Source organism: Streptomyces sp. NPDC044033 (assembly GCF_056434425.1).
The window spans coordinates 32,331-54,646 of the sequence record NZ_JBWKFF010000009.1 but is presented as its reverse complement, the minus strand read 5'-3'; the positions used below and the strand labels follow the sequence as shown (position 1 = coordinate 54,646).

General features: G+C 72.9%; 22 protein-coding genes. 5 read left to right on the top strand and 17 right to left on the bottom strand.

Features of this window, described 5'->3' with window-relative positions; genetic code table 11:
• Window positions 1–9: 9 nt before the first annotated feature.
• Together AC07AB_RS17810 and AC07AB_RS17805 are read right to left on the bottom strand one after the other, a co-directional pair.
• Complete coding sequence (locus tag AC07AB_RS17810; RefSeq protein WP_478567293.1) at window positions 10–681, bottom strand: class F sortase; 672 nt, start codon at window positions 679–681, stop codon at window positions 10–12.
• A gap of 20 nt (window positions 682–701) precedes the next feature.
• Window positions 702–1,331 (bottom strand): hypothetical protein, encoded by a 630-nt coding sequence (locus AC07AB_RS17805; RefSeq protein WP_478567291.1) that lies wholly within the window; start codon window positions 1,329–1,331, stop codon window positions 702–704.
• 260 nt (window positions 1,332–1,591) lie between these two features.
• Here AC07AB_RS17805 and AC07AB_RS17800 point away from each other — a divergent pair, with 260 nt between their 5' ends.
• Window positions 1,592–2,371, top strand: a complete 780-nt coding sequence (locus AC07AB_RS17800; protein WP_478567288.1) for an HAD-IIA family hydrolase — start codon at window positions 1,592–1,594, stop codon at window positions 2,369–2,371.
• Between the two features lie 130 nt (window positions 2,372–2,501).
• On the opposite strand, the gene AC07AB_RS17795 is transcribed toward AC07AB_RS17800, so the two are convergent.
• The 7 genes from AC07AB_RS17795 to AC07AB_RS17765 form a co-directional block, all read right to left on the bottom strand.
• Window positions 2,502–4,340 carry a hypothetical protein gene (locus tag AC07AB_RS17795; RefSeq protein WP_478567285.1) on the bottom strand — a complete coding sequence of 613 codons (1,839 nt, stop codon included), beginning with the start codon at window positions 4,338–4,340 and terminating at the stop codon, window positions 2,502–2,504.
• A 256-nt stretch (window positions 4,341–4,596) separates the two neighbouring features.
• Window positions 4,597–5,661, bottom strand: a complete 1,065-nt coding sequence (locus tag AC07AB_RS17790; RefSeq protein ID WP_478567282.1) for a 2-aminoethylphosphonate ABC transporter substrate-binding protein — start codon at window positions 5,659–5,661, stop codon at window positions 4,597–4,599.
• 52 nt (window positions 5,662–5,713) lie between these two features.
• Window positions 5,714–6,511, bottom strand: a complete 798-nt coding sequence (locus AC07AB_RS17785; RefSeq protein ID WP_478567279.1) for an ABC transporter permease — start codon at window positions 6,509–6,511, stop codon at window positions 5,714–5,716.
• On the bottom strand, window positions 6,498–7,433 hold the full coding sequence (locus AC07AB_RS17780) for a 2-aminoethylphosphonate ABC transporter permease subunit (RefSeq protein WP_478567276.1): 936 nt from the start codon (window positions 7,431–7,433) through the stop codon (window positions 6,498–6,500). The genes AC07AB_RS17785 and AC07AB_RS17780 overlap by 14 nt, the downstream gene beginning before the upstream one ends.
• Window positions 7,426–8,520, bottom strand: a complete 1,095-nt coding sequence (locus AC07AB_RS17775; protein ID WP_478567273.1) for an ABC transporter ATP-binding protein — start codon at window positions 8,518–8,520, stop codon at window positions 7,426–7,428. The genes AC07AB_RS17780 and AC07AB_RS17775 overlap by 8 nt, the downstream gene beginning before the upstream one ends.
• Complete coding sequence (locus AC07AB_RS17770; RefSeq protein WP_478567270.1) at window positions 8,517–9,278, bottom strand: phosphonatase-like hydrolase; 762 nt, start codon at window positions 9,276–9,278, stop codon at window positions 8,517–8,519. The genes AC07AB_RS17775 and AC07AB_RS17770 overlap by 4 nt, the downstream gene beginning before the upstream one ends.
• 5 nt (window positions 9,279–9,283) lie before the next feature.
• Window positions 9,284–10,408 carry a TIGR03364 family FAD-dependent oxidoreductase gene (locus tag AC07AB_RS17765; RefSeq protein ID WP_478567267.1) on the bottom strand — a complete coding sequence of 375 codons (1,125 nt, stop codon included), beginning with the start codon at window positions 10,406–10,408 and terminating at the stop codon, window positions 9,284–9,286.
• Window positions 10,409–10,712: 304 nt separating this feature from the next.
• On the opposite strand from AC07AB_RS17765, the gene AC07AB_RS17760 reads away from it, so the two are divergent.
• On the top strand, window positions 10,713–11,750 hold the full coding sequence (locus tag AC07AB_RS17760; protein WP_478567264.1) for an aliphatic amidase: 1,038 nt from the start codon (window positions 10,713–10,715) through the stop codon (window positions 11,748–11,750).
• A gap of 100 nt (window positions 11,751–11,850) precedes the next feature.
• Here AC07AB_RS17760 and AC07AB_RS17755 read toward each other — a convergent pair whose 3' ends face one another.
• From AC07AB_RS17755 to AC07AB_RS17745, 3 genes are all read right to left on the bottom strand, one after another.
• The gene (locus AC07AB_RS17755; protein WP_478567858.1) at window positions 11,851–12,624 is read right to left on the bottom strand and encodes a GntR family transcriptional regulator; all 774 of its coding nucleotides are present in this window, start codon (window positions 12,622–12,624) and stop codon (window positions 11,851–11,853) included.
• A gap of 30 nt (window positions 12,625–12,654) precedes the next feature.
• Window positions 12,655–13,533 (bottom strand): hypothetical protein, encoded by an 879-nt coding sequence (locus tag AC07AB_RS17750; RefSeq protein WP_478567261.1) that lies wholly within the window; start codon window positions 13,531–13,533, stop codon window positions 12,655–12,657.
• A 128-nt stretch (window positions 13,534–13,661) separates the two neighbouring features.
• Entirely contained in the window at window positions 13,662–14,786 is a 1,125-nt protein-coding gene (locus AC07AB_RS17745) for an ROK family protein (RefSeq protein WP_478567258.1), read from the bottom strand.
• Window positions 14,787–14,842: 56 nt separating this feature from the next.
• Between AC07AB_RS17745 and AC07AB_RS17740 the strand changes: the two genes are divergently transcribed.
• Together AC07AB_RS17740 and AC07AB_RS17735 are read left to right on the top strand one after the other, a co-directional pair.
• Complete coding sequence (locus tag AC07AB_RS17740; protein ID WP_478567255.1) at window positions 14,843–15,949, top strand: Gfo/Idh/MocA family oxidoreductase; 1,107 nt, start codon at window positions 14,843–14,845, stop codon at window positions 15,947–15,949.
• Window positions 15,946–16,431, top strand: coding sequence for a heme-degrading domain-containing protein (locus AC07AB_RS17735; RefSeq protein ID WP_478567252.1), 486 nt, complete (start codon window positions 15,946–15,948; stop codon window positions 16,429–16,431). The genes AC07AB_RS17740 and AC07AB_RS17735 overlap by 4 nt, the downstream gene beginning before the upstream one ends.
• Window positions 16,432–16,456: 25 nt before the next feature.
• On the opposite strand, the gene AC07AB_RS17730 is transcribed toward AC07AB_RS17735, so the two are convergent.
• The 3 genes from AC07AB_RS17730 to AC07AB_RS17720 all read right to left on the bottom strand — a co-directional run bounded on the left by AC07AB_RS17730 (window position 16,457) and on the right by AC07AB_RS17720 (window position 19,089).
• Window positions 16,457–17,764, bottom strand: coding sequence for a choice-of-anchor A family protein (locus AC07AB_RS17730; RefSeq protein WP_478567249.1), 1,308 nt, complete (start codon window positions 17,762–17,764; stop codon window positions 16,457–16,459).
• An 82-nt stretch (window positions 17,765–17,846) separates the two neighbouring features.
• A complete protein-coding gene (locus AC07AB_RS17725) occupies window positions 17,847–18,632 on the bottom strand; it encodes a YidC/Oxa1 family membrane protein insertase (RefSeq protein WP_478567246.1) in 786 nt (261 codons plus the stop codon).
• Window positions 18,633–18,789: 157 nt separating this feature from the next.
• Window positions 18,790–19,089 carry a DUF6412 domain-containing protein gene (locus tag AC07AB_RS17720; RefSeq protein ID WP_478567243.1) on the bottom strand — a complete coding sequence of 100 codons (300 nt, stop codon included), beginning with the start codon at window positions 19,087–19,089 and terminating at the stop codon, window positions 18,790–18,792.
• 327 nt (window positions 19,090–19,416) lie between these two features.
• Between AC07AB_RS17720 and AC07AB_RS17715 the strand changes: the two genes are divergently transcribed.
• The gene (locus tag AC07AB_RS17715) at window positions 19,417–20,484 is read left to right on the top strand and encodes an SCO0930 family lipoprotein (RefSeq protein WP_478567240.1); all 1,068 of its coding nucleotides are present in this window, start codon (window positions 19,417–19,419) and stop codon (window positions 20,482–20,484) included.
• Here the strand turns inward: AC07AB_RS17715 and AC07AB_RS17710 are convergent.
• Both AC07AB_RS17710 and AC07AB_RS17705 read right to left on the bottom strand, forming a co-directional pair.
• A complete protein-coding gene (locus tag AC07AB_RS17710; RefSeq protein WP_478567238.1) occupies window positions 20,468–22,015 on the bottom strand; it encodes a sodium:solute symporter family protein in 1,548 nt (515 codons plus the stop codon). The genes AC07AB_RS17715 and AC07AB_RS17710 overlap by 17 nt on opposite strands.
• Window positions 22,012–22,314 (bottom strand): DUF3311 domain-containing protein, encoded by a 303-nt coding sequence (locus tag AC07AB_RS17705; protein WP_478567235.1) that lies wholly within the window; start codon window positions 22,312–22,314, stop codon window positions 22,012–22,014. The genes AC07AB_RS17710 and AC07AB_RS17705 overlap by 4 nt, the downstream gene beginning before the upstream one ends.
• Between the last annotated feature and the right edge of the window lie 2 nt (window positions 22,315–22,316).

The following is a 22,316-nucleotide window of genomic DNA, read 5'->3' as shown; positions in this document are numbered from 1 at the left end:
GCCGCCGGATCACACGCGCGGCGCGGGACGCTCGCCGGTGAGATAGGCGGAGACCACGACATTGGCGGAGTACGCGTGATGGGCCCGGTCGTACGAGCCGCCGCAGGTGATGACGCGCAGCTCGGCGCGGTGTCCGGCGCGCGGCCCGTAGACCTGTCCGGCGTCGAAGTGGTTCTTGGCGAAGACGGAGACGTCCTCGACCGTGAACTCGGCGACGGACCCGTCCGAGCGGGCCACCTCGATCCGCGCGCCCGGCTTGACGCCGCCGAGGCGGTGGAAGACGGCGGGGGCGGTCCTGGTGTCGAGGTGGCCGACGAGGACGGCCGCGCCGACGCCGCCGGGCCGCGGTCCGCCGCGGTACCAGGCGACCTCCCCGGACCGTTCGTACGGGGGCGGGTCCACCGCGCCCCGTGCGTCCAGCCCGCGGGCGACGACCGGGGCCCGTACGCCCAGCGACTCGATGGAGATCCGGCGCGGCCGGGCGTCCGGCAGCGGGCCGTGGGCCGGGGGCAGCGGATGACCGGCGGGCCGGCCGACGGCGGCGACGTCGCCGGTCGTCGGCGTCGCGCTGCCCCGCCCCTCGGTGATCTCCCGCCCCCACAGCCACAGGCCCAGCAGCAGCGCCGCCCAGACCACTCCGATCACCATGCGGCCGTAGCCGCTGCTGTGCGCGTCTTCCATCTTCCGCGGCCCCGTCCCTCTCAGCGGTCCGTCGTCGCGCCGCCGCGCCGGCGGCGGTGCAGGAACAGCCCGCCGAGCATCAGCGCGGCGCCGCCCGCGAGGACGAGTCCGTACGGCTCGGGGCCGCCCGCCTCCTCGATCCGGGGCGCGGTGCCACCGCCTCCGGCCGGTACCGGCGCTACGGGCGAGGCCGGGGAGGAGGAGCCGTCGGCGGTCACGGTCAGGTTCCCCTGGGCCACCTCGTCATCGCCCGCGCAGGCGACGGTGACGGCGTACTCGCCGACGCTCACCGTGGAGCGGAGGGCGGCCTCGCCGAAGAGCCCGTCGGAGTCCTTCGCCAGCTTGGCGTCGGCGACGAACGCCTCCGATTTGGCCACCGCCTTGTCGGTCCGGCAGCCGGAGACCCGCAGCGCGACCTCGCCGCCGGGGGCGCCGGTGAGCGGGGCGATCCGGACGGCGCCGGGCGTCTCGTCGGCCGCGTAGGGGTCGGTTTGGTCTTGGGCTTGACCTTGGGTTTGGTCTTGGGCCTGATCTTGGGTTTGGTCTTGGGCCTGATCTTGGGCTTGGGCGCAGACGGGGGCGGCGACGACGGCGGCGACGGCGAACGCGCCGCAGAGCGTGAGGCGGACAGTGCCGCGGACAGAACCCATGGCGAACCTCCTGGTGCTTTCGAAGGTTCACCTTGCGGACGCCGCTCGCATCCGCTCCGTGTCCGTATTACTCCATCAGGTGACGGATCGACCGTCCTGTCCCCCGCAAGCCCACCGAGCCGCCCGCAGGGACGGTACGAGCCGGAGACCGGACGAGACTGCTTGTAAGAAAGGGGAGAAAATATGGCAAAGCCACCGCGTTCGCGTGAATGAATAGGATGGCCATCCCATGATTCCGCGTATGGCAGGAGTTCTCACCCATGACAGAGCGCAAGCCCATTGAATCGTGGCTGACCGACATGGACGGCGTGCTGATGCACGAGGGCGTTCCGGTGCCCGGGGCCGATGCCTTCATCAAGAAGCTGCGCGACTCCGGCAGGCCGTTTCTCGTGCTCACCAACAATTCGATCTACACGGCCCGCGACCTGCACGCGCGGCTGAACCGGATCGGGCTGGACGTGCCGGTCGAGAACATCTGGACCTCGGCGCTGGCCACCGCCAAATTCCTGGACACCCAGCACCCCGGCGGCACCGCCTATGTGATCGGCGAGGCGGGACTGACCACCGCGCTCCACGACGCCGGCTATGTGCTGAGCGACACGGACCCCGATTTCGTCATCCTGGGTGAGACCCGGACCTATTCCTTCGAGGCGCTGACCAAGGCGATCCGGCTGATCAACAACGGGGCCCGCTTCATCGCCACCAACCCCGACAACACCGGGCCCTCCCCGGAGGGGGCGCTGCCCGCGACGGGCTCCGTGGCCGCGCTGATCACCAAGGCGACGGGCAAGGAACCGTACTTCGTCGGCAAGCCGAACCCCCTGATGATGCGGACCGGGCTCAACACCATCGGCGCCCACTCCGAGACCAGCGCGATGATCGGCGACCGGATGGACACGGACGTGCTGGCGGGGCTGGAGGCGGGGATGGAGACGTTCCTCGTGCTCACCGGGTTGACCGGCAAGGACGACATCGACCGCTACCCGTACCGGCCGACCCGGGTCGTGGACTCGATCGCGGACCTGGTGGACCTCATCTGACGGCGGGACGACGGGACAGCGGGACGGTGGGACAGCGACGGGCGCGGCCCCTATGGGCGCCGCGCCCGTCTCGCGTCTCGTGTCCGCGCCCGTCCCGTGGCCGCGCCCGTCCTGCGCCTCGTGCCCCGGGTCAGGAAGCCAGCCGGTTCTCGATCAGCTTCGTCCACTTCTCCTTCTGCTCCGGGTCCTTGAGGTCGACCTCCCAGTCGCCGGGGCTCATGCGCAGACTCTCCGGGCCCATGTTGAGGTGCTTCAGCAGCTCCCATGCCGCCGTGCGCACCTCGTTGTCGCTGCCGTTGGCCAGCTCGTACAGCTCGCCCGCCATCCGCTGCCGCTTGCCCGGCCCGACGGACTTCCAGAAGGCGAGGGCCTTGCCCATCGCCTGCATGGGGGTCAGCTGGGTGGCCGACTCCACGGCGGCGGGGTCCGCGCCCGGCACGGCGGGGGCGCCCTCGGCGTGCTCGGCGCCCTCCGCCTCGGCGTTCTCGCCCGTCTTCGCGGCCGCCGCCTGCTCCGCCATGATGATCTTGTACCGCTTGCGGACCGACTTCCACGCCTTGTAGAGGGCGAGGCCGCCGAGCAGCAGGGCCGCGGCGGCGGCCAGCCCCCAGCCGACGGGCGACGTCACGGCGATGGCCCCGGCGAAGAGCGCGACGCTCGCCCCCGCGCCGGCCACCTTGACGAGGTTGCCGGCGGCCGACACGCCCTTCTTCACGCGGCGGCGCCCGCGCTTCTTGACCGCGTACGCGCCGACCTCCGCGACCCGCTCCGCCGACTCCTCGTAGGCGGGCGCCTTCTCCGCCGCCTCCGCCTCCAGCTGCTCGATCTGGGCGGTCAGTGCGGCGACCTCCTCCTCCAGGCGGCGCATGGCCGCCGCGTTCTCCGGGCCGCCCTCCGGCCGGGACGACGAGGTCGGGCGGGACTGCCGCTCGGCCAGTTCGGCACGGGGCGCCGACATGGCCGCGCGAGCCCGGGCGATGTCCTTGCGCAGCAGCTTGTTCTCGATCGTCCCCTCGAACTTCGCGGGCGGCGCGTTCACCCCGGCGAGGTTCCGCTTCATGCGGTGGGTGCGCACCACGGAGCGGATGTCCCGGACGACCTTGCTGATCGAGATGACGATCGTCAGGGCGCCGGCGGTCTCGCCGAGCGCCGACGGAGCGACGTGCCCGGCGACCTTCAGACCGCCCTTGGCCATCCCGATGCCGTCGCTGACGGTGGTGGTGATGTCCTGGGCGGCGTCGCCGCCCTTGCTGTTCCGGTCGCGGCGCAGGGAGCGCCAGTCGACGCCCTTCTTCTCCTTGAGCTCGTTCAGCCCGCCCTGCGCCTTCAGGGCCCCGCTCGTGTCGCGGGCCGTGGCCACCGAGTCGACCGCCGCGCCCATGACGTCGGTGGCGAGCGTCCCCTCGACCGCCTGCGCGACCCCCTCCTTGTCCGAGTCCTTGGCCGCCTCGGCCCACTTGCCCGACACGACGGGGGAGACGATGCGGCTGGAGCCGAAGTCGATGGGGTCGAGGAGCTTCTTGACGGTTTCGAGCTTCTCGGACGGCTTCGACAGCAGCTTCTTGACCCACTTGCGCGCGCCCTGGGGTTCGGCCGCGGCCGCGGTGGCGGTCTCCGTCGCTCCGGGCGCGGCACCGGTGGCGGGCGCCTGGGTACCCTGGCCGGCCGCCGTCGGCGCGGGCGCGGGGGCGTTCTGGGCGCGGTCCGTACGCTCGGCGGGCTCCGTACGCCCGGACAGGTCCGCGAGCTCGATCTGGTCCGCGGGCGCGGCCGGCTCGGTACGGGCCGGCCGTCCCGTGCTGAGCGTCTGCACGACCGCGCGGTTCCCGGCCGCGGACTGCAACGCCTTGAGGCGGGCCGCGGACCCCGCGCCGCCACCGGCCGGGCGGTCGGCGGTCCGGGCCGTCGGCCGGGCTTCGACCCGCGTGCCCGCGGCGGAAGTACGCGGACGTTCGTCGTGCGGGCGCATCGCTGCCATCCTTGCCGTCATTCCGGGTGGACGGCGTGATGATCCCGAACATCCGTGCCCTACGGCAAGAGCCCACGGGCAGAGTCGGGGGCAGCCTTCGGTGCCCTGCCGGTCAGCCGGTCCTGCCGGTCAGCCGGTCCTGTCGGGGTCAGCCGGACGATAGTGCACGCCCCCCGACCAGCGCTACGGCCCGCGCACTCGCCGCGGCCTCGCGAGCCGTCGTACGCGTGTGAGAAGCCCGGCCGCAGGGGCCCGGTCAGCTCGCCGTCGCCGCCTTCCAGTCCTCGACGTACGAGCGGAGGTTGCCGTCGATGTCCGCCCAGTCCGGCTGGAAGACCTCGACGCCCTTCATGATCTGGGCGAGCGCGGTCGCGTTCTTGTCGGTGGCCTTGATGTCCGTACGGGCCGCGAAACCGCCGCCGACCGCGGAGACCTCCCGCTGCACGTCCTCGCTGAGCAGGTAGTCGAGGAACTTCTCGGCGTTGGCGGCGTGCGGGGCGCCCTTGACCAGCCCGGCCGCGTACGGCAGGGCGAAGGTGGTGGGCTTGCCGGTGGAGGACGCGGCGGGGAAGAAGATGCCCTGGTGGGGCATGGACTTCATGTTGGCGTAGTTCATCTGCACATCGCCGTTGGCGACGAGCAGTTCGCCCTTGTCGGTCTTGGGCGCGAGCTGCCCGGTGGACGAGGACGGGCCGACGTTGTTGGCCTGGAGCTTCTTCAGATAGCCCATGGCGGCGTCCTTGCCGCCGAAGTCGTGCATGGCCTTGACGAGTACGGCCGTGCCGTCGCCCGCGACGCCCGGCGTGGAGTACTGGAGCCTGCCCTTGAACCCGCCGTCCAGCAGGTCCTCCCAGCTCTTCGGGGGCTGCTTCAGCTCCTTGCTGTTGTAGATGAAGCAGAAGTAGTTGTTGACGACGGACGTCCATGTGCCGCCGGCGTCCTTGTCCCCGGCCGCGACCTTGTCCGAGCCCCGCGGCTTGTACGAGGTCAGCAGCCCCTTGCCGGCCGCCTGTTGGATGAAGGGCGGGAGGGTGACGACGACGTCCGCCTTGGTGTTGGACTTCTCCCGGGTCAGCCGCTGCACCACCTCCCCGGAGCCGCCCTCGACGTAGTTGACCTTGATGCCGGTCCGCCGCTCGAAGTCCTTGAAGACCTTGTCGTAGAACCCGTCGCCCTTCTCGGACTTCAGCCCGTCCGCGCTGTAGACGGTGATCTCCTTGGCCTTGCCGTCCGCGGTGGACGCGCCGCCGCAGGCGGTGACGGTGACGCCGAGCACGAGGGCCCCGGAGGCGGCGGCGATCGGCTTGAGGTAGCTGGGCATGACGTGTCGTACTCCTTGTGGAGGGTTATGGGAGACGGGCCTTGCCGGTTGCCTACCGGTACGAGGCCCGGGTGCGGATTCGGCCGACGCCGAGCAGGACGAGCAGCGTCGTCGCCATCAGCACCACGGCGAGGGCGGCGCCGGCGAAGAGCGAGCCCCGGTCCGTAGCGCCGAAGATCTTGACCGGCAGGGGCAGCCAGTCCGGCGGGTAGAGCATCATCGTGGCGCTCAACTCGCCCATGGACAGGGCGAAGCACAGCCCGGCCGCCGCCGTGAGGGAGGGCAGCAGGAGGGGGAGCTTGACGCGCAGCAGTACGTACCGAGGGCGCGCCCCGAGGCTGGCGGCGATCTGCTCGTACGCCGGGTCGAGGCGGGCGATGGCGGCGCTGACGGACTGGTAGGCGAAGGCCGTGACCAGGACCGCGTGGGCCGCGATCACGATCTGCCGGGTGCCGTTGAGGAGGATCGGCGGCTGGGAGAAGGCGACCAGCAGCGACAGCCCGACGACCACGGACGGCACCGCGACCGGCAGCATGAACAGCGCGTCGATGACGCGCCGCCCGCGTCTGCGCAGCACGTCGGCGGCGAGCGCGGCCCAGGTACCCGCGGCCAAGGCGAGGAGGCCGGCGGTGAGGGCGGTGACGAGGCTGGCGGTCAGGGCGTCCAACGAGTCGCCCTCGGCGATGTCCTGATAGTGCGAGAGGGTCGCGCCGGACGGGAAGGCGCCGCTCCACGCCGTGGAGAAGGACGCGGCCAGGATCACCAGGAAGGGCAGCGCGAAGACCGGCAGGAAGAGGGCGAGGAACACGGCCCATACCGCCCAGCGGGCGGCGCGGCTATGCACGAGCACGGCGCGCACCTCCGGCGTTCGCGGTACGGGTGACGACGGCGCGGTACAGGCCGTAGAGCGCCGCCGACAGGGCGATGCTGACGACCGCGACGACGCACGCCCCGGTGTAGTCGCCGTCGAGGATGGCCTTGCTGTAGACGAGCATGGGCAGGGTCGTGACGTCCTTGGCGCCGGTGAAGAGCACGATGCCGAATTCGTTGAGGCACATGACCAGGACGAGGCTGCCGCCCGCCGCGAGGGAGGGCAGCGCCTCGGGCAGGATCACCTGCCGCACGATGCGGGCGGGCCGCGCGCCGAGCGACGCCGCGACCTCCAGCTGTGCCGTTTCCACCTGCGAGAAGGCGGCGAGCAGCGGCCGCATCACGAACGGCGTGAAGTAGGTGATCTCCGCGAGCAGCACGCCCCAGGGGGTGTGCAGGAAGTCGAAGGGGCCGCTCGCCGCGCCGGTCGCGTCCGTCCACAGGCCGTTGGCCATGCCGACGGTGCCGTAGATGAAGAGGAGGGCGAGGGTGATGAGGAAGGAGGGGAAGGCGAGGAAGATGTCGATGAACCGGCTGAGCGCCTTGCCGCCGGGGAACGGCACGAAGGCGATGACGAGCGCCAGCACGGAGCCGAGGACCAGGCAGCCGGCGGTGGCGCCGACGGCGATGACGACCGTGTTCCCCAGCGCGTCGCGGAACGATGCCTGCCCGAGGACGTCCCTGTACGCCGCGACGGAGTGCCCGCCGCCGTCCGGCGACACGGACTGCCATACGACCAGGGCGAGCGGATAGAGGAAGACGAGCCCGAGGGCGGCGACGGGGGGAGCGGCGTACGCCCAGGTGGGCACGGTGCGCCGACGCGCCGTGCGGCGCGGCTTCTTCTCCGCCGCGGGCCCGGGCCTACGGGCCACCGGCCCCGGCCCCCGGTACGGGCTAGCCATCGGACGCCCCCACCGGCAGCAGCACCGCGTCGTCCGCCGCGAAGTGCAGGGTGACCTCGTCGCCGAGCGCCGGGGTCTCGCGCAGTTCCCGCAGGTCCGCCTTGACGCGGTGGCCGTCGACGTCGACGTACAGGCGGTGGGTCGAGCCGCGCCACTGGACCTCGGCGATCCTGCCGCGCAGGGCGTTCGGGCCCGCGCCGAGGCCGACGAGGTGCGGCCGTACGCACAGGGTGGCCGTCGCCCCCTCGGCGGCGTCGCCCGTGGCGACCGTGAGCTCCGTGCCGGCGAAGGCGACACCGCCGGGGCGGACCGTGACGGGCAGCAGGTTGGAGTTGCCGACGAAGGAGGCGGTGAACTCGGTGCGCGGGCGGCGGTAGAGGTCCTGCGGGGTGCCGCAGTCCTGGAGCCGGGCCCGGTCCATGACCGCGATGCGGTCGGCCAGCGTCAGCGCCTCGACCTGGTCGTGGGTGACGTAGAGGATGGTGACGTCGGGCAACTCCCGGTGCAGCCGGGAGAGTTCGGCGAGCATCCCGGAGCGCAGCTGCGCGTCGAGCGCGGACAGCGGCTCGTCGAGGAGCAGTACCCCGGGGCGTGTCGCCAGCGCCCGCGCGATGGCGACGCGCTGCTGCTGGCCGCCGGAGAGCTCCCGCGGATAGCGCCTGGCGTAGGAGGCCATGCCGGTCATCTCCAGCGCCTCGGCGACCCTCCCGGCGATCTCGCCCCGCGGCGCCTTCCGCGCCTTCAGGCCGAAGGCCACATTGGCGTCGACCCGCAGGTGCGGGAAGAGCGCGTACTGCTGCACGACCATCCCGACGCCGCGCCGGTACGGCGGCAGCGCGGTGACGTCGCGGCCGCCGATCAGCACCCGCCCCGACACCGGCTCGACGAAACCGGCGACGGCGCGCAGCGCGGTGGTCTTGCCGGAGCCGGACGGCCCGAGCAGGGCCAGCACCTCGCCCGGTTCGACGGTGAGGTCGAGGTTGTCGAGCACGACGTTCCCGCCGTACGCGACGGACACGCCCTCGAAGGCGATGCCGCCGCCCGGCGGGGCGAGTACCGCCCCGCCGGGCTTCGCCGACGTCGTCACGTCCGCGTCTCCGGGGCCCCGGACGGCCGCGCGGCGGCCTCCGCCAGCAGCGCCGGCAGCTCGGCGACGGAGCCCAGGACGTGCGTCGCCCCCGCCTCGCGCAGCGCGTCGGCGTCGTGCGCGCCGGTGAGGACGCCCGCGACGACGCTCGCGCCCGAGCGCCGGCCGGCGATCATGTCGTACGACGTGTCGCCCGCCACCGCGATCCGCTGCACCCCGTCGGCTCCCCCGGTGCGCAGCAGCGCGGCGAGCACCATGTCCGGGTACGGGCGGCCGCGGCCGCCCGCGTCGGCCGGGCAGAGGGTGAGTTCGACCAGGTCCCGCCAGCCCAGCGCGTCGAGGATGGCGTCCTGGGTGACGCGGGCGAACCCGGTGGTCAGGACGACCTTGCGGCCGTCGGCCTTGAGCTGCTCGATGGCCTCCCGGGCGCCGGGGATCGGCGCGCACCGGCCGTCGGCGACCAGCGCGCCGTAGGTGGCCTCGAATTCGGCGTTGGCGCGCTGCGCCCGCTCCTCGTCGCCGAAGAGGTGGCGGAAGACGGAGATCTTGGATTCGCCCATGGTGGCGCGTACGTAGTCGAGTTTCGCGGCGTGGTCGGCCGAGCCGGGCTCGACGCCGAGGCGGCGCGCGGCGGCGTCGAAGGACTGCTCGACGAGGCCGCCGTCGGCGACCGTCGTGCCCGCCATGTCGAGCACGACGAGCTCGATGCCGTGCCCGGCGCCGTGCTCGCTGTCGCGTGGGGTGTGCTGCGCGGTCAACTCTCTCACCATCCCAGTTCGTTCGCGGTGCGCTCGGCGATCGCCGGAGAGCAGGTCATGCCACGGCCGCCGGGCCCGGTGACCAGCCAGACGCCGTCGCGCACCTGCTGCCGGTGCACGATGCGCCCGGTGTCGGTGCACTGCGCGTACACCCCGGCCCAGCGGCGGCGGACCGTGGGCAGCGGGCGGCCGAGCAGCGATTCGACGACCCCGGCCAGGTGCTCGTACGGGTCCTCGACGACGTCGAAGTTGAAGGGCGCGGCGTACTCGTGGGTGTCGCCGATGGTGAGCCCGCCGTCGGCGCGCTGGACCATCAGCAGCTGCGCCCGGTGCTCGGCGGCGGCCGGCGGCTGCGGCTGGGCCGCCGCCATGGCGTCGAGCGCCCCGCCGGCGTAGGCCGGGTAGTAGCGGAAGCTGTCGGCGTCGGCGACGGAAGTGGTCAGCGGCTCGCCGAGCGGGTCGGTCTGCATCATCTGGAGGCGCACGCGCCGTACGGGCAGGTCGGGCGCCAGCTCCTTGGCCAGGCCGCCGAGCCAGGCGCCGGTGCACAGCACGACGGCGTCGGCGGTGTGCACGTCGCCGTGGTCGTCGCGGACGGCGCGCTCGCCGGTGACCTCGCGGACCTCGCGGCCGCCGAGGAAGGTGTAGCGGCCGGATTCGAGCAGCGTGTCCTTGAGGGCGCGCTGCGCGACGCGGGGCTCGACGGCGGCGTCGCGCTCGCACCACAGGGCGCCCAGGACGGCGCTGCCGCGCAGGGCGGGGTTGGCGGCGCGGGTCTCCTCGGCGGTGAGGAGCGCGTATCCGCGGGCGGCGGCGTCGGGGCGGGCCATGGCGGCCTCGGCGACGGCGAGCTCCACCGGGTTGGTGAGCACGGTCAGGGAGCCGTTGGCGCGGAACCCGAGGCCGGGTACGCGCTCGCCGACGGCCTCCCACAGTTCACGGGCGCGCAGCGCGGTCTCCAGTTCCTCGCCGCCGGAGCGGCCGCTGACCCAGACGAGCCCGAAATTCCGCACCGAGGCCCCTCTGGCCTCGGCTTCCCGCTCGATGTGTACGACCTCGTGGCCGCGTTCTATCGCTTGCCAGGCGTGCATGGTTCCCACCACGCCGGCTCCGACGACTATGACTCGCATGACCGGAACGCTCCTTTGATCGGGTGACCCGCGGCGGGCCCGGAAGCGGCGCCGCGGTGAACAGGCCGCAAAGTTTGGCCTAGACCCGTTATCTTTCCGTGATTCCCCAGGGAGGGAAAGGCGTCCCCTTCGGTGACTTCCGACACAGATGGGGACGGGAGGCGTCGAGGAGGGGGCCGGGGCCGACGGTGCGGAGGGGGCGCCCGGCGTTCCGCCCCGCCCGCCACACCCTGACAACTGGGCCTGGCGGTACGAGACTTGTGGGCGCACGGCCGGAGGCCGACGACCGCACAGGAGGAGAACGATGCGACACGGTGACATCTCGTCCAGCCCGGACACCGTCGGTGTCGCGGTGGTCAACTACAAGATGCCCCGCCTGCACACCCGGGCCGAGGTGCTGGAGAACGCCGGCCGGATCGCGGAGATGGTGGCGGGCATGAAGACCGGCCTGCCCGGCATGGACCTCGTGGTGTTCCCGGAGTACTCCACCCAGGGCATCATGTACGACACCGACGAGATGTACGCCACCGCCGCCACCATCCCAGGCGAGGAGACCGGCATCTTCGCCGCGGCCTGTCGCGAGGCGGGCACCTGGGGCGTCTTCTCACTCACCGGCGAACGCCACGAGGACCACCCCCGCAAGCCCCCGTACAACACGCTCGTCCTCATCGACGACCGCGGCGAGATCGTCCAGAAGTACCGCAAGATCCTGCCGTGGTGCCCGGTCGAGCACTGGTACCCGGGCGACTCCACCTTCGTCTCCGAGGGCCCCAAGGGCCTGCGGATCTCGCTGATCATCTGCGACGACGGCAACTACCCGGAGATCTGGCGGGACTGCGCCATGAAGGGCGCCGAGCTGATCGTGCGCTGCCAGGGCTATATGTACCCCGCCAAGGACCAGCAGATCATGATGGCCAAGGCGATGGCCTGGGCGAACAACTGCTACGTCGCCGTCGCCAACGCCGCGGGCTTCGACGGTGTGTACTCCTACTTCGGGCACTCCTCGATCGTCGGGTTCGACGGCCGTACGCTCGGCGAGACCGGCGAGGAGGCGTACGGCGTCCAGTACGCGCAGCTCTCCGTCTCCGCCATCCGCGACGCGCGCGCCCACGACCAGTCCCAGAACCACCTGTACAAGCTGCTGCACCGCGGCTATTCCGCGCTCCATGACGCCGGGGAGGGTGCGGCGGGCGTGGCGGACTGCCCGTTCGACTTCTACACGCTCTGGACGACCGACCCCGAGAAGGCCGCCGAGAACGTCGAGGCGATCACGCGGGACACCGCGGGGGTGCCCGGGTGCCCCGTCGGTTCCCTGCCCGTCGAGCGGCCGCGCGAGGGGTGAGCCGGGGGCCCTGACCAGTTGCCGGATCGGCGCGGCCCGCCCTCAGTTGGCCGGATCGGCGCGGCCCGCCCTCAGTCGACCGGATCGGCGCGGCCCGCTCTCAGTGCTCTTGGTCCGAGCCCTCCAAGCGCGCTGTGAAGGAGAACCGGTCGCCCCGGTAGAGCGAGCGCACCCGCTCCAGCGGCAGCCCCCGCGTGTCCCGCGACATCCGGTGGATCAGCAGCATCGGCAGCGCGGGCGGCGTCCCGATCAGCAGCGCCTCGCGCGGCGTCGCGAGCACCGTCTCCAGCCGCTCGTCCGCGCTGCCGAAGCCGATGCCGAGCCGGTCGCGGAGATACCCGTAGAAGGAGGAGTCGGGTTCGAACTCCGTATCCAGCCGGGGAACGCGTTCCACCGCCACGTACGTGCTCTCCAGCCCCACCCGTTCGTCGTCGGCGAGCAGGACGCGCTCCATGTGCCAGACCGGTTCGCCCTGTTCGAGCCCGAGATCGGCGGCGAGCGCGGCCGAGCACGGGGAGCGGTCCAGGCCGATCAGCCCGCGGCCCGGCCGGCGGCCCTGCCGCCGGACACCCTCCGTGTAGCTCGCGAGCGACAGCGGCTGCTCCAGCTTGGGCCCCGCCACGACCGTGCCCCGCCCCAGCCGCCGCAGCCGCCCCTCCAGGAGCAGATCGCGCAGCGCCTGCCGCACGGTCTCCCGCGAGACCTCGAACCGCACCGCGAGGTCCCGCTCGGTCGGCAGCAGCCCGTCCTCCCCCAACTCATCGAGCAGGGCGGCGACCTGAACCTTCACCGCGTAGTACTTGGGGATGCGCCCGTGCTCGGGTATGCCGGACCGGACCGGTGCGCCGGGCGCCTGGTCCATCAGGTAGTCCACTGGGTAGTCCACGAGCGTGATCCTCGCACTTCAGCGCCGCTGCCGCCGCACCCCGGCCAGCAGCGCCCCGCCGCCGAGCACGAGCACGGCCGAGGCGACGCCGAGCCCGAGGAGGGGGGTGCCCGAGCCCGTGTCGGCGAGGACGGGCGGCCCGGAGGCGCGGCCGTCGGTGTCACCGTCGGCGATGCCGTCGGAGGGGTGCCCCGCGCTCTCTGTGCTCTCGGTGCTCTCTGCGCTCCCTGTGGTCTCTGTGGTCTCCGCGCTGTCACCGCTCTTCACCGGCAGCCGCCGCCCGCTCGGCGCGCTCGGCCGCTTGACGGTGAAGGCGTAGTCCCCGGACTGGCCGACCCAGTCGCCGTCGTCGGCGCGCCGCCGCACGGCGGTGACGGTCTCGGTGACCGGCCCCTCGGGCGCGTCCTCGGTGAAGCGCTGCCGCACCGGCACCACGACGGACCGCCCGGCGGGAACGGCGAAGCCGGGGAAGCCGGGAGCGCCGGGCAGATCGGGCGGGCCGTCGCCGAAGACCCCCACGTTCTCCGCCTCGTCGGTCCGCACGAACCGTACGGGCCACCAGCGCCGCCCCCGCGCGTCGTAGAACTCCATCCGGATGTCCCGGGGCCGCAGGACGCGGCCCCGGTCGGCGAGGACCGCGACGGGGTGCACGGCGTGGCACCCCGCGCCGGTGGCATCGCGCAGCTCCAGCCGCCAGCCCCGCCACCCGCCGCCCTTCTCGTATGCGCCGGGGCCGCCGCTGAGCCGTGCGGCGACCGGGAACTCCGCGCTGCGGGCGGCGCCGCAGCCCGGCGGCTTCCCGCCGGGGTCGCCGGGCGCCGCGAGGGCGGTCTCCGGGGCGAGTACGAGCGCGAGCGCAGCGGCGCTCACGGCGGCGAGGGCACGGGGCAGGCGCATCGGCGGCCTCCGCTGACGGGAAGTTACGGGCCGTCAGAACATCGCACCGGCCGCCCCGGCACCGTCGCACATCGCGGCCGGCTACCCCCGAATGGTCCCCACATCCCGCCCGAACAGCGGATTTTCCGTCAATCGGACCGGGCCGGAAACGCCCCGCCGGACCGCCCGAACAACGGCGCCAGCACCAGCTGCGCCGCCCCCTCCACCACCGTCCGCGCCCCGCCGGGAGCCACGGTCACCGGGACCCTGCGCCCGTCCCCGCGCGCCGCGTCCTCGGCCAGCACCGCGCCCACCCCCTGTACGTACGCGTCCGCCGCCCGCAGCAGGGTGCGGCCGCCGAGCAGCACCCGGCCGATGTCCAGCAGCCGTACGAGGTTGGCCGCGCCCACCCCGAGCAGCCGGGCCGCGCCCGCCGTGTCACCGGCCGCGACCGCCGCCAGGCACAGCGCCTCGACGCAGCCCCGGTCGCCGCACCCGCACGGCGGGCCGTCCAGCTGGACGACCTGGTGGCCGAACTCGCCCGCGCCCGTGCGCTCGCCCCGGTACACCCCGCCGCCGAGCACGAGCCCGGCCCCCAGGCCCGTACCGAGGTGCAGATAGGCGAAGGAGTCCGCACCGGCGCCGCCGCCCAGCGCGAGTCCGAGCGCGGCGGCGTTGGTGTCCTTGTCGACGACGACGGGCAGCGCCAGCCGCGCCGCGAGGGCGGCGCGCAGCGGAAAGCCGTCCCATCGCGGGAAGCCGGTGACGCGGCGCAGCACGCCGTCCCGGTGGTCGAGCGGCCCGGGGACCGCGACGCCCACCCCCAGCACGGCGCGCCCCTCCCCCGCCGGCGCCTCCCCCAGCAGCGCCTCGGCCGCCAGCGCCGCCGTCTCCACGACCGCCGCCGCCCCCGCGCCGAAGTCGAGCGGGGCGGTGCGGGCCGCGACGGTACGGCCCGCCAGGTCGGTGCGTACGGCGGTCAGCTCGTCCCGGTCGAGATGGAGCCCGATGGCGTGCCCGGCGTCGGGGACCAGGCGCAGCACCGTGCGGGGCTTGCCGCCCGTGGAGGCGCGGTGGCCCGCCTCGGCCGCGAAGCCGTCCGCGCGGAGCCGCGCGGTGATCTTGCTGACGGCCTGCGGGGTGAGGCCCGTACGGCCCGCCAGTTCCAGACGGCTGACGCCGCCCTCGCCCGCGTCGCGCAGCAGGCCGAGCACGAGAGCGGCGTTGTGCCCGCGCAAAGCGGTGAGATTGGCTCCGGGATTACTTCTGCGCACCGACCCATTGTCTCTGTCGCTTGCACTTTGGCAACAGCGTTGTCAAAGTGGTCGGCATGGATGGCACCACTGGCTCCCCTCTCCGCGTCGGCCTCGTCGGCTACGGCCTGGCAGGCTCCGTCTTCCACGCCCCCCTGATCGCCACCACCGACGGTCTCGCCCTCGACACCGTCGTGACCGCCAGCCCCGAGCGGCGGCAGCAGGCGCTCACCGAGCACCCCCGGATCCGTACGGTCGACACGGCCGAGGAGCTCTTCAGCCGCGCGGCCGACCTCGACCTGGTGGTCATCGCCTCCCCCAACCGCACCCATGTGCCGCTCGCCCGCGCCGCGCTCGAAGCCGGGCTCCCGGCCGTCGTGGACAAGCCGCTCGCCGCGACCGCGGCCGAGGCGGAGGAGCTGGCCGCCCTGGCGGCCGACCGCGGGCTGCTGCTGAGCCCGTTCCAGAACCGCCGCTGGGACAACGACTTCCGTACGGTCCAGCAGCTCATCGCCGACGGGCAGCTCGGCGACGTGCTGCGCTTCGAGTCCCGCTTCGAACGCTGGCGGCCCCGGCCCAAGGGCGGCTGGCGGGAGTCCGGCGACCCGGCGGAGCTCGGCGGGCTGCTGTACGACCTCGGCAGCCACCTGGTCGACCAGGCCCTCGCCCTCTTCGGCCCGGCCGCCGCCGTCTACGCCGAGGCCGACGTGCGCCGCCCCGGCGCCCAGGCCGACGACGACACCTTCATCGCGCTCACCCACACGAGCGGCGTCCGCTCCCATCTGTGGATGAGCGCCACCACCGCCCAGCTCGGCCCGCGCTTCCGGGTGCTGGGCACCAGCTCGGGCTATGTGAAGTACGGGCTCGACCCGCAGGAGGCCGCCCTGCGCGAGGGCCGCCGGCCCGGCGACGACGGTCCGGTCTGGGGCGTGGAGCCCGAGTCGGCCTGGGGCCGGATCGGCTCGGGCGAGTCACCGCAGACGGGCGGCGGCGACCTCGTACCGACCCTGCCGGGCGACTACCCCGCGTACTACGCGGCCATCGCCGAGACCCTGCACGAAGGCGCCGCGCCGCCGGTCACCGCGGCCGAGGCGGCGGCGACGCTGCGGGTACTGGAAGCGGCCCGCACCAGCGCCGCCGAGGCCCGTACAGTCCGTATCGCCACCGCCGGAGCGGCCGAGTGAGCGCCGAGACGGAGCAAGCCGAGGCGGAGCAGGCCGTCGCGGAGCTGGCGGAACAGGAGCGGCGGCTGGTCCTCGACGCCTTCGGCAACGACGACGCCTGGCGGCTCGGCGCCCTCCTCGTCGAGCTGGCGCGCGAGCGCGGCGCGGCCGTCACCGTCGGCATCCGGCGCGGCGCCCAGCAGCTTTTCCACTGCGCGCTGCCCGGCACATCGGCCGACAACGACGCCTGGATCGACCGCAAGCGCCGTGTCGTGGAGCGGTACGCGGAGTCCTCCTACCTCGTCGGCGCGCGCTTCCGCGCCAAGGGCCGCACCTTCGAGGACTCCTCCCGGCTGGACCTGGACCGGTACGCGGCGCACGGCGGCGCGTTCCCGATCCGGTTGCGCGGTACGGGCGTCATCGGGACCGTCGCGGTCTCCGGCCTGTCACAGGCCGAAGACCACGCGCTGGTCGTCGACGCGCTGGAGCGCTACCTCGGCTGACCCTCCGACACCACGCGTCCCGGCCTCATGAGCGGCGTCCGCGCGAGCGGAAGAGGAGCACCAGGCAGACACCCGCGCCGACGGCCGCGACCGACGCGCCGACCAGCATCGTCTCGGCCATCGGCGGACCGGTGCGCGCGAGCGCCTCACCGCCGCCGGTCGTCCCATCGGGGCCGGGGGCGGGGGCGGGGTGGTTCCGCGACGGGGACTCGGCCGGAGTCTCGGACAGAGTCTCGGACGGCGATTCCGACGGCGACGATTCCGACGGGCTCGCGGAGGGGGATTTCGAAGGGCTCGCGGAGGGCGACGCGGACGGGGGCTTCGAAGGGTGCGCGGAGGGCGACTCCGAAGGCGATTCGGACGGTCTCTGCGACGAGGACGCTGACGGTGACTCCGAAGGACTCCCCGACCGGCTCTCGGGCAGGCTCTCCGACCGAGCCTTCGAAGGAGTCACCGACGGAGACGGCGACTTCCCCGCGCACTCCGGCAGGTCCCCGTTGAACGGGTACCGGTGGAGCTTCGCTCCCGGCGTCGACGCGTGCGTCAGCGAACCGGCGGTGCGGAACCGGCCGTTCACGCCCGGCACCGACACCGTCGTGATGCTCTCCGGCCGGCCGATCAGCACGCTGCCCTGGAACTGGGCGCTGCCCTTGAGGGTGACCTGCGTGGCGTCGGGGAAGTTCCACAGCAGCCGCTCACGCAGACCGCCCGGCAGGGCGCCCGTGTACGAGCTGATCGTGCGAGCCGGACCGGTGATGTTGACCAGTACCGTGGCGCCCTCGGGGATGCCGGTGAAGGTGATGCCCTGGTCGCCGCCGTCGCGGCCCACCATGTCGAAGTCGACGTCGAACACCTGGAGCTTCGAGGTGCCGTCCCCGGTGAACACCGTCTCGTGCCCCTGGTTGACCGCGGTGCCGGTGGCCTTGCGCGGTACGCCCCGGTCGTACGCGTAACAGGCCGCGGTTCCGGTCAGCTCGGGCCGCGGCCCCCGGTAGGGCCGGGCGGCACCAGGGTCGTGCACCGCCGTGGGAGCGATCGCGCCGAGGGCGACGAGCCTGCCCTCGGCCTCCGCCGCCGATCCACCGGCGAGGTAGTCGCCGCCGACGAAGCCGACGAAGGTGCCGATGCCGTCGTCACGGCCGACGACGGCTCCGTTGTCCAGGTCCGGATGGCCGCCTGGACAACCGCCCGGCACACAGGGCCCCAGTCCCTCCGGCAGCGGCTTCGCCACACCCCAGGAAGCGAACAGACAGACCATCAGCATGCCGATGACGCCTGCCAGCGCGCCCGTCAGGCCCGCTTTCTTCAGCTTTTCAGTCTTTTTCCTCTTCATGTATGGAAATATGCATCTTGCTGGCATCGAGGAGAGAGGACACGCTCACCCATTCCCCCGAACCGGTGTCACTGACGGCTCATCAGGCCCCCGCGCCGGGCCGCCGCTCCGCCTCGGGACGCGGCGTGCGTACGCGCTGGAGCAGCGCCCGTTCCGCCGCCGTCCAGGCCGTGCTCGTCGCCAGATACAGCCCGGCCGCCAGCGGCACCACCGCGACGCTGACCAGCGTGCCGAAGGACATCAGCGGCAGCAGCTTGCCGATCCCCGCCATCCCGGGGATCGCGGGCTCACCGGCCGGTCCGCCGGCCGGCGCGAGCGCGGCCGAGGCGGCGGCCGTCTTGCGGGCACGCGTGTACGTCCACGTGGCCACCGCAGCGACCAGAGCGAACAGCCCCAGGTAGACCAGCCCCCGCGGCCCGAACACCCCGCCGTCGCCGAGCGCCCCCGCCCACCGGCCGCCGAGCGGAGCGCCCAGCAGTGTGTGGCCGAGGAGTCCCGCACCGCCGGAGCCGGAGGAGAAGAGGTGGTACATCACGGAGAAGACCGGCAACTGGACCAGCATCGGCAGGCAGCCCGCCAACTGCGAGGCCCCGGCCTCCTTGTACAGCTCGCCCACCGCGCGCTGCGCCTTCTCCGGGTCCTTCTTGTGCTCGCGCCTCAGCTCGGCCGTCCGCGGAGCGAGTTCGGCGCGCACCCGCTCACCGTGGGCGGCCGAGCGGGCCAGGGGGTGCAGGGCGAGCCGGACGCAGAGCGTGAGCAGGACGACCGCGGCGGCCGTGGCGGACGCGCCGAAGAGCGGTTCGAGTAGGCCGGCACAGTGGGAGAGGAACGCGCCGAGTGCGGCGAATGGCGAGGTGAATACGGACATGGGTGAGCCCTCCACGAGGTCTCGTCGTGCCGGAATGGGATATCGGCGTGACGAGCCGCACGGGCTCCGCGTCGCATACGGGGATCGGATCGAATCGGCCCGAACAGGGCGGAAGCGAAACGAGAAAGATCAGACAGGTATGAGAAAGAAGAGGCGCCTACGCGGCCGTCGGGAGGGGACGGCCCGGCGCTCGCGGCCGGGAACGGCCGGGTGCATCGGGATCGCGTTGGGCCAGGAACGCCGTCCGGCGCTCCCGGTCCCGTATCGCGGTACGTACGCGGTTCGTCGCGAGCGGATAGCTCGTACGGGCCGAAATGACCGCACAGGTGAGCACTGCCGCCGCGACCGCGGTGGTGGCGGCGAGCGCCACCGCGCTCAGCCAGCCGCTCTCGGAGAGGAGCAGGCCCGCGACAAGGAACAGGAGCAGACCCATGTGCGCGCGCAAGACCGAATTCATGACCTCTCCCTTCCTTATGCCGTACACGCGGTGATGTTCTGTTCCTCAGATTCTATCGGGCACCACTGACAATCGCCCCGTACTCCGGCGACCGAATCTGCCGCTACCTGGTTCCCCACTCCGGACGCCTTTGTTCACTCTCAGGGCCGATCGGTGTCCGCACGCCACGCATTCCGCCGTGAACTGCCCGCCGTACGACGTGATGTGACAACTCCCGCAGCGGTTGAGCAGCCCCCTCCCAGCCCCCGTATCCCCACAGCGACGGCGGAGGCGCGCACGCTCCGGCGGATCACCGGCAGAACCGGCAGAACCGGCAGAGGAGAGATCATGGGCAATCGACGTCACACGGCGCTCGCGAGCGCGGCCGTCGCGGTGCTGGCACTGACCGCCGCGGGCTGCGGGGGCGGGGACTCGTACCAGGGCAGCGGCAAGTCCGTACCGGCCGGCAAAAGCTCCTCCCTCGCACCGGGCTCCGGCGACGACAGCGACGGCTACGGGTCCGGGTCGGGGTCCGGCTACGGCAGCGGCGCCCCCAAGGCAGGGGCCGGGGCGGGCGCCGCCGCCAAGAAGCTGGCCGTACGGAACGTCTCCGGCATCGGCCCCGTCGTCACCGACAGCAAGGGCGCCGTCCTCTACCGCTTCGACAAGGACACCGCCGAACCGCCCGCATCCGCCTGCGACGGCGACTGCGCGAAGGCGTGGCCGGCCGTCCCCGCCGACGACGCCACCGCGTCCGCGGGCATCGCCGCCGGGCAGCTCGGCCGGGTCGCACGGGCCGACGGCACCGCGCAGCTCACCCTCGCGGGCTGGCCGGTGTACCGCTACGCCAAGGACTCCGAACCCGGTGTCGCCAAGGGCCAGGGGGTGGGCGGCACCTGGCACGCCCTGGCCCCGGACGGAAAGAAGGCCGGGACGAAGGCTGGGGCTAAGGCCGGGGCTAAGGCCGGGGCTAAGGCTGGGACGAAGGCCAAAGCGAAGACCGGAGCGAAGCCCGGCGGAGCAACCGCGAACGGCGCCGCCGGAGTCGCCCTCTCCGACAACCCCGCCCTCGGCAAGATCCTCACCGACGGCCGGGGCCGGACCCTCTACCGCTTCAACAAGGACAGCGCCTGGCCGATGAGGTTCGGCTGCACCGGGGCCTGCCTCGACACCTGGAAGCCCGCGACCCCCGCCGACAAGACGAAACTCACCGGCATCCCGGCCAAGCTCATCTCCACCGTGACCCGCCCCGACGGCACCAAGCAGCTCGCCGTCGACTGCTGGCCGGTCTACTGGTTCACCGGCGACAAGAAGGCCGGCGACGTCAACGGCCAGGGAAAGATGGGCCTGTGGTTCGCCGTCTCCGGCGACGGCGAGAAGGTCACCAAGGCGGCGACCGCTACGGACGGCTACTGACCGCGGCCTCCTCCGCGCCCCCGCTCCCGCCCCCGTCCCCGCTCCCGCCCGGCCCGGCGAAGTCCTCGTCGTCCCGGGCCAGCACCTCCTCGTCCGGCCGCGGGTCGGCCGTACGCGGTCCCCACCGGCTGACGGCGAGCGTCACGACGGCGTTCGCGGCCAGCGCGACGATCCCCGCGTTCATCCCCCACACCGGGTCGTGGTCGGTGAAGACCAGCGCGCAGACGATGACGGCCCCGACGGTGAGCCCGCTCAGCGCGCCCCACAGCGTGATCCGCCGCCACACCAACCCCAGCAGCACCATGGGCACGAGCTGTGCCATGCCCTCGTACGAGATGAGCGAGAGCCGCACCAGCGTCTGGGGCATGGTGTACGTCAGCAGCAGCGCCAGCGCGCCCGCCACGACGACCACGACCTGCGAGAACAGTTTCTGCCGGGTCGCCAGGCGCGGCACCGCGCCCAGCACGCTGCGCCCCCACATCGTCCCGATCACCAGCATGAACACCGCCATCGGCACGATCGACGAGAGCGCCGCCGCCACCCCGACCACCCCGACCGCCCAGGCCGGCAGCGCGTCCACGACCAGCTTGAACAGCGCCAGATTGGAGTCCGCGCCGACCAGCCCCGGCACCACGAAGATCGCCGCCATGCCCAGCAGCATCGGCACGAAGAGCAGCACGTTGTAGAAGGGCAGGAAGACCGCGTTGCGCCGCAGCCCGTCCGCGCTGCGCGCGCCCAGATAGCCCGCGACGGTCGTCGGGAAGATCACCACGGTGAGGGAGTTGAGGAACGTCGTCGTCACGAACCAGCCCTCGCCCATCCCGCTGCCCCCGTGCCCGCTGAACGTCAGCCACTGCGGCTTCTCGGCCACGATCCGGTCCAGGAACGCCCCGTAGCCGTCGAAGTAGTGCAGCGGCACATAGATCGCCAGGAACGCCAGCGTCCCGACGACCAGCACGTCCTTGAGCACCGACACCCAGGCGCTGCCGCGCAGCCCGCTGACCACCACGAAGCCGGTGGTGACGGCGAAGGCCACGAAGTACGCCCAGTTGAGGCTGATCGCGCCGTAGGAGATCGTCGTGACGACCACGCCCATCCCCATGATCTGCAACTGGATGTACGGCAACAGGCAGACGGTCGCCAGGATCGCCACCAACGCGCCGAGCCACGGCCGCCCGTAGCGGTGCGCGACCATGTCGGTGATCGAGACGAGGCCGTGCCGGCGGGCGTACGACCACAGCATGGGCCCGACGACGTAGCCGAGCGCGTAGCCGCAGGACATGTACGCGATGACGTACAGGACCGGAGCTCCGTAGTTGTACCCCCAGCCCGCCGCGCCCAGATAGCTGAAGCTCGTATAGCCCTCGCCCGCCATCAGCACCCAGATGAAGACCGGGCCCAGGCTCCGGCCGCCCACCGACCAGTCGGCCAGCCCGCCGCCGGAGCCGCGCCCGCGCACCGCGAGCAGCCCGAGGCCCACGGTGAGCACCATGAAGACGCCGAAGACGGACGTCGCGACGGTGGCGTTCACGCGGCGCCCCCGTTCCCGTCGAGGCCGCGCCCGTGCCCGTCGAGGCCGCGCCCGTGCCCGTCAGGGCCGCGCCCGTGCCCGTCAGGGCCGCGCCCGTGCCCGGCGCGGCTGTGCCGCCGCCGGTCGGAGCGCCAGGCGAACCAGACCGCGAGCGGCGTCAGCAGCGTCGCGAGGAGCAGCCAGAAGAAGAGGAAAGGCAGGCCGAGCACGGTCGGATGGACGCGGTCGACGAGCGGCAGCGCGCCCAGGAAGAGCGCGTACGGCACCAGCAGCCACAACAGGGCGGGACGTTTCAGCACGA

What these genes read in the sequence shown, in the direction of transcription:
- AC07AB_RS17810 (WP_478567293.1), bottom strand. Translation starts at nt 681, where the DNA reads ATGGAAGACGCGCACAGCAGCGGCTACGGCCGCATGGTGATCGGAGTG.
- AC07AB_RS17805 (WP_478567291.1), bottom strand. Translation starts at nt 1,331, where the DNA reads ATGGGTTCTGTCCGCGGCACTGTCCGCCTCACGCTCTGCGGCGCGTTC.
- AC07AB_RS17800 (WP_478567288.1), top strand. Translation starts at nt 1,592, where the DNA reads ATGACAGAGCGCAAGCCCATTGAATCGTGGCTGACCGACATGGACGGC.
- AC07AB_RS17795 (WP_478567285.1), bottom strand. Translation starts at nt 4,340, where the DNA reads ATGCGCCCGCACGACGAACGTCCGCGTACTTCCGCCGCGGGCACGCGG.
- AC07AB_RS17790 (WP_478567282.1), bottom strand. Translation starts at nt 5,661, where the DNA reads ATGCCCAGCTACCTCAAGCCGATCGCCGCCGCCTCCGGGGCCCTCGTG.
- AC07AB_RS17780 (WP_478567276.1), bottom strand. Translation starts at nt 7,433, where the DNA reads ATGGCTAGCCCGTACCGGGGGCCGGGGCCGGTGGCCCGTAGGCCCGGG.
- AC07AB_RS17765 (WP_478567267.1), bottom strand. Translation starts at nt 10,408, where the DNA reads ATGCGAGTCATAGTCGTCGGAGCCGGCGTGGTGGGAACCATGCACGCC.
- AC07AB_RS17760 (WP_478567264.1), top strand. Translation starts at nt 10,713, where the DNA reads ATGCGACACGGTGACATCTCGTCCAGCCCGGACACCGTCGGTGTCGCG.
- AC07AB_RS17750 (WP_478567261.1), bottom strand. Translation starts at nt 13,533, where the DNA reads ATGCGCCTGCCCCGTGCCCTCGCCGCCGTGAGCGCCGCTGCGCTCGCG.
- AC07AB_RS17740 (WP_478567255.1), top strand. Translation starts at nt 14,843, where the DNA reads ATGGATGGCACCACTGGCTCCCCTCTCCGCGTCGGCCTCGTCGGCTAC.
- AC07AB_RS17730 (WP_478567249.1), bottom strand. Translation starts at nt 17,764, where the DNA reads ATGAAGAGGAAAAAGACTGAAAAGCTGAAGAAAGCGGGCCTGACGGGC.
- AC07AB_RS17725 (WP_478567246.1), bottom strand. Translation starts at nt 18,632, where the DNA reads ATGTCCGTATTCACCTCGCCATTCGCCGCACTCGGCGCGTTCCTCTCC.
- AC07AB_RS17720 (WP_478567243.1), bottom strand. Translation starts at nt 19,089, where the DNA reads ATGAATTCGGTCTTGCGCGCGCACATGGGTCTGCTCCTGTTCCTTGTC.
- AC07AB_RS17715 (WP_478567240.1), top strand. Translation starts at nt 19,417, where the DNA reads ATGGGCAATCGACGTCACACGGCGCTCGCGAGCGCGGCCGTCGCGGTG.